This is a genomic window from Variovorax sp. YR750 (assembly GCF_900109805.1).
GTDB lineage: Bacteria > Pseudomonadota > Gammaproteobacteria > Burkholderiales > Burkholderiaceae_C > Variovorax > Variovorax gossypii.
In genome coordinates, this window is sequence record NZ_FOBJ01000016.1 from 168,063 (window position 1) to 181,665 (window position 13,603).

Annotated in this window: 14 protein-coding genes; 12 read left to right on the top strand and 2 right to left on the bottom strand. The window is 70.8% G+C overall.

Annotation, left to right across the window (positions count from 1 at the left end):
- Nucleotides 1–42 precede the first annotated feature (42 nt).
- From BMY35_RS28920 to BMY35_RS28975, 12 genes are all read left to right on the top strand, one after another.
- Nucleotides 43–738: a DUF2242 domain-containing protein gene (locus BMY35_RS28920; protein WP_093206432.1), complete on the top strand. Its 696-nt coding sequence runs from the start codon at nt 43–45 to the stop codon at nt 736–738.
- A 44-nt stretch (nt 739–782) separates the two neighbouring features.
- Nucleotides 783–1,253: a MarR family winged helix-turn-helix transcriptional regulator gene (locus BMY35_RS28925; RefSeq protein WP_093206433.1), complete on the top strand. Its 471-nt coding sequence runs from the start codon at nt 783–785 to the stop codon at nt 1,251–1,253.
- A complete protein-coding gene (locus BMY35_RS28930) occupies nt 1,250–2,263 on the top strand; it encodes an FUSC family protein (RefSeq protein ID WP_093206434.1) in 1,014 nt (337 codons plus the stop codon). The genes BMY35_RS28925 and BMY35_RS28930 overlap by 4 nt, the downstream gene beginning before the upstream one ends.
- An 83-nt stretch (nt 2,264–2,346) precedes the next feature.
- Nucleotides 2,347–2,865: an RDD family protein gene (locus BMY35_RS28935; RefSeq protein ID WP_093206435.1), complete on the top strand. Its 519-nt coding sequence runs from the start codon at nt 2,347–2,349 to the stop codon at nt 2,863–2,865.
- A 16-nt stretch (nt 2,866–2,881) separates the two neighbouring features.
- Nucleotides 2,882–3,613, top strand: coding sequence for an RDD family protein (locus BMY35_RS28940; RefSeq protein WP_093206436.1), 732 nt, complete (start codon nt 2,882–2,884; stop codon nt 3,611–3,613).
- A complete protein-coding gene (locus BMY35_RS28945; RefSeq protein ID WP_093206437.1) occupies nt 3,610–4,599 on the top strand; it encodes a stage II sporulation protein M in 990 nt (329 codons plus the stop codon). Before BMY35_RS28940 ends, BMY35_RS28945 begins: the two co-directional genes overlap by 4 nt.
- Nucleotides 4,589–5,320: a hypothetical protein gene (locus BMY35_RS28950; protein ID WP_093206438.1), complete on the top strand. Its 732-nt coding sequence runs from the start codon at nt 4,589–4,591 to the stop codon at nt 5,318–5,320. Before BMY35_RS28945 ends, BMY35_RS28950 begins: the two co-directional genes overlap by 11 nt.
- 160 nt (nt 5,321–5,480) lie before the next feature.
- Complete coding sequence (locus tag BMY35_RS28955) at nt 5,481–6,185, top strand: DUF4129 domain-containing protein (RefSeq protein WP_256229934.1); 705 nt, start codon at nt 5,481–5,483, stop codon at nt 6,183–6,185.
- Nucleotides 6,182–7,483, top strand: a complete 1,302-nt coding sequence (locus tag BMY35_RS28960; protein ID WP_093206439.1) for a DUF4350 domain-containing protein — start codon at nt 6,182–6,184, stop codon at nt 7,481–7,483. Before BMY35_RS28955 ends, BMY35_RS28960 begins: the two co-directional genes overlap by 4 nt.
- Nucleotides 7,484–7,497: 14 nt before the next feature.
- On the top strand, nt 7,498–8,493 hold the full coding sequence (locus tag BMY35_RS28965; RefSeq protein WP_093206440.1) for an AAA family ATPase: 996 nt from the start codon (nt 7,498–7,500) through the stop codon (nt 8,491–8,493).
- An 8-nt stretch (nt 8,494–8,501) separates the two neighbouring features.
- The gene (locus tag BMY35_RS28970) at nt 8,502–9,866 is read left to right on the top strand and encodes a DUF58 domain-containing protein (protein WP_093206441.1); all 1,365 of its coding nucleotides are present in this window, start codon (nt 8,502–8,504) and stop codon (nt 9,864–9,866) included.
- Between the two features lie 50 nt (nt 9,867–9,916).
- Entirely contained in the window at nt 9,917–10,480 is a 564-nt protein-coding gene (locus tag BMY35_RS28975) for a DUF805 domain-containing protein (RefSeq protein ID WP_093206442.1), read from the top strand.
- Nucleotides 10,481–10,609: 129 nt separating this feature from the next.
- On the opposite strand, the gene rocF is transcribed toward BMY35_RS28975, so the two are convergent.
- The gene (rocF, locus tag BMY35_RS28980; RefSeq protein WP_093206443.1) at nt 10,610–11,530 is read right to left on the bottom strand and encodes an arginase; all 921 of its coding nucleotides are present in this window, start codon (nt 11,528–11,530) and stop codon (nt 10,610–10,612) included.
- A 2-nt stretch (nt 11,531–11,532) separates the two neighbouring features.
- A complete protein-coding gene (locus tag BMY35_RS28985; protein WP_093206444.1) occupies nt 11,533–13,602 on the bottom strand; it encodes a prolyl oligopeptidase family serine peptidase in 2,070 nt (689 codons plus the stop codon).
- Nucleotide 13,603: the final 1 nt, after the last annotated feature.

Sequence of the window (13,603 nt, forward strand, 5' to 3'; positions counted from 1 at the left end):
GAAGGCTTGCCGGCAAGGCCGCCGGTTAGCATTCGCCGCGTCATGCCGTCCATGCACTCCTTCTTTCTTCCTTTTGTCCACGCCCGGGTCGTCGTCATCGGCCTGCTTTCAGCCCTCGTGCTCGCCGGTTGCGGCAGTACCTCCCGCCGGGTCAACTACGAACCCGAGGCCTTCGGCTCCACCACCACCCACACCCGCGACTACGAGGCCACCGAAGCCCAGACCTGCGAGGCCGCGCGCCGGGCGCTGCTGAGCCAGGGCTACATGATCACGGCCGCCAACTCCGACCTCGTCACCGGGCGCAAGAGCTTCCAGCCGGCGGCCGAGGTGCATGTGGAGGTCGAGTTCCGCGTGGTCTGCGCGCGGGAAAGCACCCGCAGCGGCAAGGCGAGCAAAAGTACCGTGGCCTTCGCCACCGCGCTGCAGGACCGCTACGGCCTCAAGAAGGTGAACAACTCGGCAAGCCTCGGCGTGGGCGCGATCGGCTCGCTCTCGCTGCCGTTCGCGGGCAGCGACGACGCGATGGTGAAGGTGGCGAGCGAGACGCTGACCGACGAGCGCTTCTACGACCGCTTCTTCTCGCTGCTCGACCGCTACCTCGAGGGCCCGGAAGGAGAAGAGGAGGCCGGGGCGCCCGCCGAAACGCCGGTCGCCTCGCCACCACCCGCTGCAATGCCCGAGCCTGCCGCCGCGCCGGCAGTCACCTATCCGGTGACTTCGTCGCCGAACCGCGGCTGAGCGGCGCCGGCCCAAAATACCAAGACGCGTCTTACAATCCGGGCATGGCTTCCACCATCCCGGATCCGGCGCAGTGCGCCTCGCGCCTTCGCACTTCCGTATCGCTGCTGACGCGACAGCTGCGCAGCGGCAGCGTCACGCCCGAGGGGCCGAGCGTGGCCAAGCTCAGCGTGCTGGGCCAGCTCCACCAGCACGGGCCGTGCACGCCCACGACACTCGCGGGGCTCGAACGCGTCAAGCTCCAGTCGCTGACCCGGCTGCTGGCCGAACTGGAGGCCGAAGGCTGGATCGGCCGCGCGCCGCACCCGGCCGACGGGCGCCAATGGCTGCTGTCCCTCACCGCCGAGGGCACGCGCCGGCTCAAGGCCATCATGCGAACGCGTGAAGCGGCGCTTGCCGAGGCGATCGATGCCACGCTCGACGCTGACCAGCGCGCCCTGCTGCTGCAGGCCTGCGCGCTGATCGACGGCATCGCGGCCACGCTCGGCGGCAAGGCGAAGACGCCAGCGCCATGAACGGCACGAGCGCACTGCAGCGCCTTGCCGCTCCCTGGCGGCATGGCCGCTGGCGCTCCGGCGCGCAGCTCGCGGCGGCCGTGGCCATCGCATGGGGCGCGGCGACGGCCCTGCGGTTGCCCGAGAGCTTCTGGGCCGTGATGAGCGTGCTGATCGTCATGCGCCCCAGCGCCGGTTCCACGCTCGACGCGGGATGGGATCGCGTGCGCGGCACGGCGGCCGGCGCGCTCTTCGGACTTGCCGGCGTTTATCTGCATCACCATGGCGCGCCGGTGCTCGCGACCACGCTGGGCGTGGTCATGCTGCTGTCGTTCGCCAGCGCATCCGCGCCGGGCCTGCGCAGCGCGCCCGTGGCCGCGCTGATCATCCTGTCGGCCGGCGGCATTCCGGGCCATTCGGCGCTGCAGGTGGCGCTGCTTCGCATGGCGCAGATCGGCATCGGCGTGGGCGTGGCGCTCGTCGTTTCGACGGTGATGTCCGAGTACCACGCGGGCGCGCGCTTCGACGAGGGCTGTGCCGCCCTGCTGCGCGGCATCGCGAGGCGAATGGGCGCCTCGCGACGGCCCCCGAACGCGGCGGAGACGGAGCGCATCCACGCAGGCACGCGAGCGGCACTGGTCCGCCTGACAGCGCTGGCCGGAGGCGCCGACCTCGAGGCGCGCTGGTGGCGCCGCGGCCCGGCGCACGGAACCTCGTATCGCGACAAGGCCCGGCTGGCGGCACGCGTCTTCCAGGACGCGGCGATGCTGGAGCGCGTGTTCCGGCAGACCGGAAGCGCGCTGGCCGATGCCTCATGGCACGAAGCCGCGCAGGCCGCGGGCGCGGCCGTTGCCGGCATGGCCGATGCGATCGAGGGCAAGGGCGCGCCGCCGGATCTCGCCGAGCTCGACCGCCGCGCGCAGGCCTCGCGGGAGAGCGTGCCGCACGCTCTGCTCGCCGCTCCGCTGGGCCTGCTCCTCGACGACCTGCGCCGCCTGGCGGCCAGCCTCGATCCGCATCCGCCGAGGTAGTCCGGCCACTCGTCCGGCTGGGGGCGTGAACGTCGACACCCTAGAATCTTCCGAAAACTCATTCGTTTCGGAGAGGGACGGGCATGGAAGACAAGTCGCAGGACGCGCGCTACGCGCCTCCGCAATCCCATGTGGAAGACGTGGTGCAGCCCGGCGGCGCGCAGCCGGGCGAGCTCGCATCGCGTGGCACGCGCTTCCTCGCCGCGATGCTCGACGCGGGCATTTCCATCGCGGCGATCTGGTTCCTCGCGATGTTCACGCCCATCAACCTCTGGGAAGACGACGGCCTCGGTTTCTGGGAGCCCCGCATCTCCAGCGCGGCCTCCGGCATCGTTCTCTATCTCGTGCTGCACGGCTACCTGCTGGCCACCCGCGGCCAGACCATCGGCAAGGCGCTGTTCAAGATCCGCATCGCACGGCCCGACGGCTCGCAGGCGCAGATCGGGCGCATCCTGGCGCTGCGCGACGGCCCGATGTTCGTCATGACCATCTGGCCGCTGCTCGGGCCGCTCTACCTGGTGGTGGACAGCCTGTTCATCTTCCGCGCGTCGCGCCGCTGCCTGCACGACCAGATCGCCGACACGGTCGTGCTGCAGGCCTGAGGCGGGCTCGACGCCAGTGCGCCTCGACACGCTCTACACCGCCGAGACCCCGGAAGGCATCGCGCTCTCGCTGCGCCCGGCCGGACTGGTCGCGCGCGGGCTGGCGTACCTCATCGACCTCGCGATCCGGCTCGGCATCTTCGTCGCGATCTCCATCACGGTCGGCATGCTGGGCAAGATGGGCTTCGGCATCCTGCTCATCGCCTACTTCTGCCTCGAGTGGTTCTATCCCGTGGTGTTCGAGCTCACGCGCGCGGCGGCCACGCCCGGCAAGCGCGTGATGGGCCTGCGCGTGGTGATGGACTCGGGCCTGCCCGTCACGCCCGCCGCCGCGCTCACGCGCAACCTGCTGCGCGCGGCCGACTTCATGCCTTCCTTCTACGGCGCCGGCATCGTGTCGATGCTGTGGCGGCACGACAGCAAGCGGCTGGGCGACCTCGCCGCCGGCACGCTGGTGGTGTTCAGCGACCAGGTGAACCTGCACGGCAGCCTGCCCGTGGCCGAGCCGCAGGCGCCCGCGCGGCCTCTGTCGGCGCGCGAGCAGATGGCCATCGTGTCGTGGGCCGGGCGCGCCACGCGCCTCACGCCCGAGCGCTTCGACGAGCTCGCCCGCGTCGCCGAGCCGGTGCTGGGCCCGGACACCACGGGAGCCTCCGCATCGCAGCGCCTGCTCGGCGTGGCGCAATGGGTGCTGGGCCGCCGCAACGGCGCCGCCGCCGTCGACGCACGGGGAGGGACAGCGCCATGACGCCGCTCGACTTCGAAGCCGCCTATGCGCCCCTGTGGGCCGAACTCGAAGCAGTCATCCGCGTCGCGGAGACCAAGCGCAAGTTCGACGGCGCGCGGCTCGCCACGCTGTACCGCCGCGTGTGCGAGCACCTCGCGCTGGCGCAGGCGCGCGCCTATCCGATCCATCTCACGCAGCGGCTCGAAAGCCTCACGCAGAGCGCGCACCGGCTGATCTATCGCCGGCACGACTACGGCCTCGCGCGTTTCGCGCGGCTGGCGCTGGTCGACTTTCCCGAAGCGGTGCGGGCGCATCGCGTCTACCTGCTGGTCTCCGCGCTGATGTTCGTGCTGCCGCTTCTCCTGGCCGGCTGGGCGGCCTGGCGCGACCCGGGCTTCATCCTGCACCTGCTCGATGCCAACTCGGTGCAGGAGTTCGATTCGATGTACAGCGACAGTGCCGAGTCATTGGGCCGCACGCGCAGCGCGGGCGACGACTGGCAGATGTTCGGCTTCTACATCATGCACAACATCGGCATCGGCTTTCGCTGCTTCGCGGCGGGCATCTTCGCCGGCGTGGGCAGCGCGGCGGTGGTGGTGTTCAACGGCGTGCAGATCGGGGCCGTGGGCGGCTACCTGATCGGGGCGGGCCACAGCCGGAACTTCCTCTCCTTCGTGGTCACGCACTCGGCCTTCGAGCTCACCGCCATCGTGCTGGCCGGCGCGGCGGGCCTGCGGCTCGGCTATTCGTGGGTGGCGCCGGGGCGGCACACGCGGCTCGAGGCGCTGCGGCTGGCGGCGCGCCATGCGGTGGTGATCGTCTACGGCGTCATCGGGCTGCTGCTGATCGCCGCGGCGGTCGAAGCCTTCTGGTCCTCGGCGCGCTGGATCGCGCCGGCGGTGAAGTACGGCGTGGGCGGCGCCTGCTGGGTGCTGGTGCTGGCGTACCTGGGCTGGCAGGGCCGGCCGCGCGCCGCCGGGAAGGCGGGAGAAGACGATGCAGGTTGACGGCCTCGCCATCGCGCTGCGGCCGCGGCCCATGGCCGAGGCGGCCGACCTCGGCGCGCAGCTGGTGCGCAGCCATGCGCGCTCTGTGTGGCGCACCTTCCTGCCGGTGCACATCGTCATGGTGCTGCTGGCCCTCAGCACGGTCGAGATCGCCGGCTGGCTGCCCAGCCTGCTGATCTTCTGGCTCAAGCCCTGGCTCGACCGCAGCCTGCTCTTCGTCCATTCGCGTGCCGTGTTCGGGCAGGAGACGCGCTGGTCCGACCTGTGGGCCAACCGCCGTACCGTGTGGGGCGGGCAACTGCTGCGCACGCTGCTGTGGCGGCGCTTCTCGCCCTGGCGTTCGTTCACCCAGGCCATCGAGCAGCTCGAAGGCCAGCGCGGGAGCGCGAGGCGCAGGCGCCGCACGCAGCTGCTGCGCGGACGACGCGGCGCGGCCACGGGGATGCAGCTGGTGTTCGCGAACGTCGAGATGGCGCTCGACATCTGCCTGCTGTCGCTGCTGTTCTGGTTCGCGCCCGAAGGCAGCACCCGCGACCTGTTCAGCTGGCTCACGCAGTCGGACTCGCTGCTGCAGAGCCTGCTGACTGCCGGCGCATACGCGCTCGTCGTGGGCGTGCTGGAGCCGTTCTACGTGGCGGCGGGTTTCGCGATGTACCTCAACCGCCGGGTGGAGCTCGAGGCCTGGGACATCGAGCAGGAGTTCCGTCGTGGGTTCAGGTAACACCCCCAGGCTTCGCGCACTTCGTGTCGCTGCGCCACCCCCCTTGCAGGGGGCGATACCTGCGGCCCGGCAGAGCCGGTTCCGCGGTATCCCTGGAAGGGGGCTTCTGGCCGCTCTGCTCGTGCTCTTGTGCGTGGGGACGATGGCGCCTTCGGCGGCCTTGGCTGCGGACGGAGCCGCGTCGACGCGCGAGCAGGTGAACGCCGCGATCGACAAGGTGCGTGCCGATCCGAACATGCCGGGCACCAGGACCGAGAAGCAGCTGCGCTTCAAGGACCGCGACGAAGAAGAGGAGCCCGAGAAGAAGACCGACAGCCTCGACTGGCTGCGCGACTTCGTGCGGGCGGTGGCCGAGGGGGCTCGCTGGCTGATCTGGGGGCTGGCCGCGCTGGCGCTGGCTTGGCTGGCGATCCGGCTGCACCGCTGGGTGCGGGTGCGCGCCGGTGGGGCGCGACCGGGCAAGGCGCCGCTGCCCAGCCATGTGGGCAGCCTCGACATCCGGCCCGAGAGCCTGCCGGACGACATCGGCAATGCCGCGGCCGGGCTCTGGCAGCGCGGGCAGCAGCGGGCGGCGCTGTCGCTGCTGTATCGCGGTGCGCTGTCGCGCCTGGTGCATGCGCACGGGGTGCCGGTGCGCGCCGCGAGCACGGAGGGCGAGTGCGTGGCGCTCGCCTCGACGCGGCTCGCGCCCGAGGCGCAGGCCTTCTTCGCGCGGCTGGTGGATGCCTGGCAGCTGGCTGCGTACGGCGGGCGGCTGCCCGGCACGGCGCAGGTGCTGGCGATCTGCGGCGAGTTCGACCTGCACCTGCCCGACGCGGCCGCCGCTGCCGCGCCGGCCAGTGGCCTGAAGGGCGCGACCGCATGAGCAGCACCAACAGCAGCGGCAACAACAACAGCGCCTGGGCGGTCCGCATCCTCGCGGTGCTGGTGGTGGCGCTGGTCGGCTTCTGGCTGGTCTCCGCCACCGAATGGGCGGACACCGAGGTGTCCACGCCCGCGAGCGGCGAGGCCAGGACGAACCGGTTCTACGGCGCGCAGGCCATGCTGCGCGAACTCGGCATGAAGGTGGTCAGGCGCGAGAGCCTCGACGCCATGCCGCCCGCGCAGGCGCGGCTGGTGCTCGCCTCCAGCTACTGGGACATGTTCCCCGAGCGTGGAAAGCGCCTGCGCGAATGGGTGGAGCAGGGCGGGCACCTGGTGATACCCGCCTACCTCGTGAGCGGCGAGCAGCTGGAAGACTGGCTTCCGCTGGTCCGCGAGAAGCAGCCCGGGTCGGACGAGAAGAAAGTCGCTCCCGAGCCGAAGAAGAAAGAGAAAGCACCCGCCTCGCGCCGTTTCGATCCGCCTCCCAAGGACGCGGACTGCTACGCCGTCACCGAGCCCGACACCGTGCCCGCGAGCTACGCCGGCGGACGCAGCTTCCGCATCTGCACCTGGTGGTCGTCGTCGCGCTACCGTGCCGCCGACAAGCAGCCGCCACCGCTGTGGGCGGTGCTCGGCACGCGCGGCGCCACGGAGGCGATCCGCGTGCGGGTCGGCCGGGGCACCGTCACCGTGATGCCCTGGGGTCTGTGGCACAACGAGAACATGGTGCGCGCCGACAACGCGCTGTTCGCTGCCGCGGCCGTGCAGGCGCGCAGCGGGGCGGAGGTCTGGTTCGTCGTCGAGGAAGCGCGCGAGCCCTTCATGCTCTGGCTCTGGCACAGGGGCTGGGTGGCGCTGGTCGTCGGCATGCTGGCGCTGGCATTCGCGCTCTGGCGCGCGGCCGTGCGCTTCGGGCCGCTGGCGCCTTCGGCCGGCACGCACCGGCGCTCCATGGCCGAGCAGGTGCGCGGCACCGCTGGCTTCCTGCACATGCACGGCGCGCAGGCGCTGCACGCGGCGCAGCTGCGCGCGCTCGACGAATCCGCCCGCCGCCAGCTGCGCGGCCATGCCCGTCGCGATGCCGCGGCGCGCACCGCCGCCATCGCCCAGGCCACGGGCCTGGACGCGGCCATGCTCGCGCGCGCGATGGACGGCGCGCGCCCCCGGCATGCCGGCGGCATGGCGGTCGACCTGGAAGTGCTCGAAACCGCGCGCAGGCGGCTCGATGCCAACGGGCCGTTCGTGCCCAGGTCCTCCGACTCATCTTCTTCTTCTTCTTCCGCCCGATCCACATCCTGAACCGAGAGACGCACATGCAAGCCATCCAACCCGAAGAACTGACGCGCGCGGCCCAGTGGCTGCAGACGCTGCGCGCCGAGGTCGGCCAGGCCGTGGTCGGCCAGCTCGAGGCGGTCGACCAGACGCTGGTGGCGCTGGTCGCCTCGGGCCACGTGCTGATCGAAGGCGTGCCGGGGCTCGGCAAGACACTGCTCGCGCGGGCGCTGGCACAGGCCATGACGCTGCGCTACGCCCGCGTGCAGTTCACGCCCGACCTGATGCCCTCGGACATCACCGGCCACGCGGTGCTCGACATCGCCTCGCGCGGCGACGGCAGCCTCGGCACCCTGCGCGTGCACCAGGGGCCGGTGTTCACCAACCTGCTGCTGGCCGACGAGATCAACCGCGCGCCGGCCAAGACGCAGAGCGCGCTGCTCGAAGTCATGCAGGAGTACCAGGTCACGCTCGAAGGCACGGCCATGCCGCTGCCGCGTCCCTTCATGGTGATGGCCACGCAGAACCCGATCGACACCGAGGGCACCTATCCGCTGCCCGAGGCGCAGCTCGACCGCTTCCTGCTGAAGATCGACATCGGTTTTCCGAGCCACACCGAAGAGAACGCCATCGTGCAGCTGACCACGCGGCAGCGTGCCGGCAACCAGTTTCCGCTGGAGGCCGTGCGCCCCTGCCTCGACGAGGCGCAGGTGCTCGAGCTGCAGCGGCTGGCCTGCCTGGTGCAGGCCGACGAGCGCGTGATCGACTACGCGGTGCGCATCGCGCGCGCCACGCGCGACTGGCCGGGCCTGTCGTCGGGCGCCGGGCCGCGCGGCACCATGGCCCTGGTGCGCGCCGCCCGCGCCGCCGCGCTGATGGCCGGGCGCGACTTCATCACGCCCGACGACGTGGCGCGCCAGGCGCTGCCCGCGCTGCGGCACCGCGTGATGATCTCGCCCGACGCGCAGCTCGAAGGCATGGGCGTGGACACCCTGCTGCGCGCCGCGCGCGACAGCGTCGAGGCGCCACGGCTCTAGGTCCGCGGATGCGCGCTGCTGTTCCGATCCCCGCGCGTGCGGCCGTGCTGGCGCTGGCCGGCCTGAGCGCGGCCGCCTCCGTGGCGTTGCTGCTGGGCGTGCCGCTGGCGTACGTCGCCGCCGTGGCGGGCGTGCTGCTAGCGCTGGGTTTCGTGCTCGCCGGCTTCGACCTGTGGAGCAGCCTGCGCGCGTGGCGTGCGGCGCCGCTGCGCATCGAGCGCAACCTGCCGGGCGCCTTCTCGCTCGGCGTGCCCACCGTGCTCACGCTCACGCTGGTCAACGAAGGCTCCCAGGCTTGGCAGGTGTCGGTGTTCGACGAGCTCGACACCCACTTCGCCTTCGAGGGGCTGCCGCAGGCGCACGCCGTGCCGGCGCTCTCGCGCGTCGCGCTGCGCTACACGGCCACCGCCACCCAGCGCGGCGTCGCGCAGTTCGGCGCCACGCAGCTGCGCTGGCGCACCCGGCTCGGCTGCTTCGAGCTGCGCCAGACGCTGGGCGAGCCGCGCCGGCTGCGCGTGTATCCCAACTTCGCCGCGCTGGCGCGCTACGCGTGGCTCTCGGGCGACCGGCGGCTCGCGCAGATCGGCATCAAGACCTATGCGCAGCGCGGGCTGGGCACCGACTTCCGGCAGCTCGCCGACTACAAGACCGGCGACTCGCTGCGCCACATCGACTGGAAGGCCACGCAGCGCCAGCGCCGGCCCATCGTGCGCGAGTTCCAGGACGACCGCGACCAGTGCGTGCTGTTCCTGCTCGACTGCGGCCGCCGCATGCGCGCCGACGAGGGAGCGCTGGCGCTGAAGGCCAGCAGCCACTTCGACGAAGCGCTCAACGCGCTGATGCTGCTGAGCTACGTTGCGCTGAAGGAGGGCGACGAGGTCGGCGCCATGACCTTCGGCTGTCCGCCCGAGGAGCGGCGCGACTTCGCCCCGCGCAAGGGAACGGCCACGCTCAATGCGCTGATGAACCGGCTGCACGACATCCAGCCCGGCGCCACCCATTCCGACTACCTGCTGGCCGCGCAGGAACTGCTGCGCGTGCAGAAAAGGCGCGCGCTCGTCATCGTGCTGACCAACTTCCGCGACGAGGATGCCGCCGAGCTGCGCCCCGCCATCAAGCTGCTGCGTCGCAAGCACCTGGTGCTGGTGGCGAGCCTGCGCGAGCGCGTGCTGGGGCACATCGCCGCGCAGCCGCTGGTGCATGCGCGGGACGCGGTCGACGTGGCCGCGGCGCACCTCTTCGAGCAGTCGCGCCGCGACGCCTTCGCGCGCGTGGTCGGCAACGACCCGCTGTCGGTCGACGTGGAGCCTGCCGACCTGGCCGTGGCGCTGGTGAATCGCTACCACGCTGTCAAAAGGGCTGGCCTTTTGTAAAGGTCTTTGCCCACAATGGGCTCTTTACAAAGCAGAGGAGAGAGAAGCAAATGACGACCGATTTCACCAATCCCAATCCGTACGCGGCGCCCCGCTCCGCGGTGGCCGACGTCTACGACGGCGGCACCGATGCCGTGCAGCCGGTGAAGCTGTGGTCCGCCAAGGGCCGCATCGGGCGGGCCCGCTTCCTGGCTTACACGCTTTTTTCTTACCTCATCTTCATCGTCGCGGCCGGCGTGATGGGTGGGATCCTGGGCTTCAGCGGCCTCGCGCGCTCCGAGGGCGTGATCGGGGGGCTGACCTTCCTGCTCGCGATTCCCTATCTGGTCTTCTACGTGCTGACCGGCATCCAGCGTTCGCACGACATGGACTGGTCGGGCTGGATGCTGTTCCTGGCGCTGATCCCCTTCGTCGCGCTGATCTGGGTCTTCAAGTCGGGCACCAAGGGCCGCAACCGCTTCGGCGCGCCGCCGCCGCCCAACGGCATCGGCGTGCTGATCGGCGCATGGCTGCTGCCCGTGATCACGGTGCTCGGCATCCTCGCGGCCGTCGCGCTTCCGGCCTACCAGGGCTACACGACGCGCGCCAAGGCGGCGCAGGTCGAGCGCCCCTGATTCATTTCGATGCTTGGCGTGGCCCGTTCGCGAGACACCGCGGAACCGGCCTTGCCGGGCCGCAGGTGTCGCTCCCAGCGAGGGGGAGGAGAGGCGACACGAAGTGCGCGAAGCCTGGGGGAGTTCCTGCTATCGCACCAGAGTCGACTTGCCGAACAGGCTCTCGATGAGTTCGACGGCCACTTCGGCCGTCTGGTTGCGCACGTCGAGCGCCGGGTTGAGTTCCACCACGTCCAGCGAGCCGAGCCGCCCGGTGTCGGCAACCATCTCCATGCACAGCTGCATCTCGCGGTAGGTCGGCCCGCCGCGCACGCCGGTGCCCACGCCGGGTGCGTCGGCCGGGTCGAGGCAGTCGAGGTCGAAGCTCACGTGCAGGTGCGTGTCCTCGTCCACGTCCTGCAGCGCCTCGGTCATGGTGGTGCGCATGCCGTGCTCGTCGATGTGACGCATGTCGAACACGTTCAGGCCCAGCGTGCGGATGGCTTCCTTCTCGTCGCCGTCCACGCTGCGGATGCCGATGAAGCGGATGGCGTCGTGCTGCAGCGCCGCACGCTCGCCGCTCCAGCCCGTGAGCACCGCCGGCCCGTGGCCCAGCAGGCACGACACCGGCATGCCGTGCAGGTTGCCGCTGGGGCTGGTGGTCTCGGTGTTGACGTCGGAGTGCGCGTCGAGCCACAGCACGCGCAGCTTCTTGCCGCGCTTGCGCGCATGCCATGCCACCGCGCTGATCGATCCGATGGCCAGGCAGTGGTCGCCGCCCATCATCAGGGGCACGTGGCCAGTGCCCAGCGCGGTGTCGACGGCCGCGTACACCGAGCGGTTCCAGGCGATCACCTCGTCGAGGTGGCGCAGCCCGTTGGCCGGCGGGGCCCAGGGCGTGGCCGGGCCCGCGAGGTTGCCGCGGTCGATGACCGTGTAGCCCTGCCGCGCGAGCGCCTCGGGCAGGCCCGCCACGCGCAGCGCGTCGGGCCCCATGCCGGCGCCGCGAACGCTGGCGCCGACGTCGGTGGGCGCGCCGATCAGTTCGAGGGTGACGTTCGCGTTGCTCATCTTCAACTCCTCAGGTGTTGCCACAGGTAGGCATAGCCCAGCGCGTCCATGAAGGCGGATTCCTTGTTGTCCGTGGCCGCGCTGTGGCCGCCTTCCAGGTTCTCGTAGAAGCTGCTGTCGTGGCCCAGCGCCGTCATCTTCGCGTGCATCTTGCGCGCATGCACCGGGCCCACGCGGTCGTCGCGCGTGGAGGTGGTGAAGAGCGCGGGCGGATAGGCCCGGCCCGGCTTCGCGTTCTCGTAGGGCGAGAAGGCGCGGATGAACTCCCACTCCTCGGGCTGGTCGGGGTCGCCGTATTCCGCGATCCACGAGGCGCCGGCCGACAGGTGCGTGTAGCGCCGCATGTCGAGCAGCGCCACCTCGCTCACGATGGCGCCGTAGAGCTGCGGATAGAGCGTGAGCATGTTGCCCATCAGCAGGCCGCCGTTGCTGCCGCCCATGGCGCCCAGGTGCGCGGGCGAGGTGACTCCGCGCGCGATCAGGTCTTCGGAGACGGCCGCGAAGTCCTCGCAGGTGCGCAGCCGGTTCTCCTGCAGCGCGGCCTGGTGCCAGCGCGGGCCGTATTCGCCGCCGCCGCGGATGTTGGCGACGACGTACACGCCGCCCTGGTCCAGCCATGCGCGGCCGATGCTGCCGCTGTAGCTGGGCTGCAGGGGGATCTCGAAGCCGCCGTAGGCGTACTGCAGCGTGGGGTTGCTTGCGTCGGCCTTCAGGTCCTTCGGGGCGATCTCGAAGTAGGGCACGCGCGTGCCGTCCTTCGAAGTCGCGAAATGCTGGCTCACGCGATGGCGCGAGGCATCGAAGAAGGCGGGGCTGTCCTTCAGCACCTGGGGCTCGCTCTTTTCAGCGGTGCCGATGGTGCCGATGTAGAGCGTGGTCGGCTGCAGGAAGCCGCTCACGGTGAGGAAGTAGTCGTCGTTCTCGTCCTCGTCGATGCCGCCCGCCGCGATGGTCGAGAGCTCGGGCGCACCGCCCAGGCTCTCGCGCTTCCACGGCCCCGTTCCACCGGCGGGAGGCGTGAGCACCTCGAGGCGGTTCACCACGTCGTGCATCACGTTGACGATCAGGTGGTTGCGCGTCCACGAATGGCTGTCGAGCGCGGTGGTGTCGTCGGGCTCGAACAGCACCGTGAGTTCGCGGCGGCCGGCCATGTAGTCGTCGAACTTCACGGCCAGCAGCGAGCCCGACCTGTAGGTGGCACCGGCCACGGTCCAGTCGGTGCGCGGCTCGATCAGCATCCACTCGCGCGTGATCTCGGCCAGCGAGTCGTCGGGCACGTCGATCTTGGCGAACGTGCCGTCGGCCTTGCGCAGCCAGGTCTCGCTCTCGTAGAAGTCGATCTGCCGCGAGACGAAGTCGCGCTCGAAGCCGGGCGTGTTGTCCCGGTAGGCGCTGACGGACATGTCCTCGTGCAGGCCTTCGTACACGGTCACCGCGCTCTCGAGCGGCGTACCGCGCCGCCACTGCTTCACGATGCGCGGGTAGCTGGAGCTGGTCATGGAGCCGGGGCCGAAGTCGGTTGCCACGTAGAGGTTGTCGATGTCCTTCCAGCCCACGTGATTCTTGGCCTCGGGCAGCGAGAAGCCGCCCGGCACGAACTGCTTCGTCTCGAGGTCGAACTCGCGCACCACGTCGGCGTCGGCGCCGCCGCGCGACAGCGAGATCAGGCAGCGCCGGTATTCGGGCTCCAGGCAGTCGGCGCCGTGCCAGACCCAGTTCTCGCCGTCGGCCGCGGCCAGCGCGTCGAGGTCGAGAACGCTCTCCCATTCGGGGCGCGGCTTGCGGTACTCGTCGAGCGTGGTGCGGCGCCAAAGGCCCTTCGGATGGTCCTTGTCGCGCCAGAAGTTGTAGAAGAAGCGCGGGCCGATCTTGCGCACCATCGGGATGCGATCGTCGGAGTCGAGCACCTCGAGGATGCCCTGCTGGAGCGCCTCGAACGCAGGCGACTGCGCGTAGGCCTGCACGGTGATGGCATTCTGGGCGCGTGCCCAGTCGAGCTGCCTTTCGCCGTCGATGTCTTCGAGCCAGAGGTTGTCGTCCTGGGAGGGCTGCGGGGGGAGGCTGGATGTCATG

Bases quoted from the DNA above. Each gene is read 5' to 3' on its own strand.
- BMY35_RS28960 (WP_093206439.1), top strand. From the start codon at position 6,182: ATGAGCAGCACCAACAGCAGCGGCAACAACAACAGCGCCTGGGCGGTC.
- rocF (WP_093206443.1), bottom strand. From the start codon at position 11,530: ATGAGCAACGCGAACGTCACCCTCGAACTGATCGGCGCGCCCACCGAC.
- BMY35_RS28965 (WP_093206440.1), top strand. From the start codon at position 7,498: ATGCAAGCCATCCAACCCGAAGAACTGACGCGCGCGGCCCAGTGGCTG.
- BMY35_RS28945 (WP_093206437.1), top strand. From the start codon at position 3,610: ATGACGCCGCTCGACTTCGAAGCCGCCTATGCGCCCCTGTGGGCCGAA.
- BMY35_RS28975 (WP_093206442.1), top strand. From the start codon at position 9,917: ATGACGACCGATTTCACCAATCCCAATCCGTACGCGGCGCCCCGCTCC.
- BMY35_RS28970 (WP_093206441.1), top strand. From the start codon at position 8,502: ATGCGCGCTGCTGTTCCGATCCCCGCGCGTGCGGCCGTGCTGGCGCTG.
- BMY35_RS28950 (WP_093206438.1), top strand. From the start codon at position 4,589: ATGCAGGTTGACGGCCTCGCCATCGCGCTGCGGCCGCGGCCCATGGCC.
- BMY35_RS28925 (WP_093206433.1), top strand. From the start codon at position 783: ATGGCTTCCACCATCCCGGATCCGGCGCAGTGCGCCTCGCGCCTTCGC.
- BMY35_RS28935 (WP_093206435.1), top strand. From the start codon at position 2,347: ATGGAAGACAAGTCGCAGGACGCGCGCTACGCGCCTCCGCAATCCCAT.
- BMY35_RS28985 (WP_093206444.1), bottom strand. From the start codon at position 13,602: ATGACATCCAGCCTCCCCCCGCAGCCCTCCCAGGACGACAACCTCTGG.
- BMY35_RS28930 (WP_093206434.1), top strand. From the start codon at position 1,250: ATGAACGGCACGAGCGCACTGCAGCGCCTTGCCGCTCCCTGGCGGCAT.
- BMY35_RS28920 (WP_093206432.1), top strand. From the start codon at position 43: ATGCCGTCCATGCACTCCTTCTTTCTTCCTTTTGTCCACGCCCGGGTC.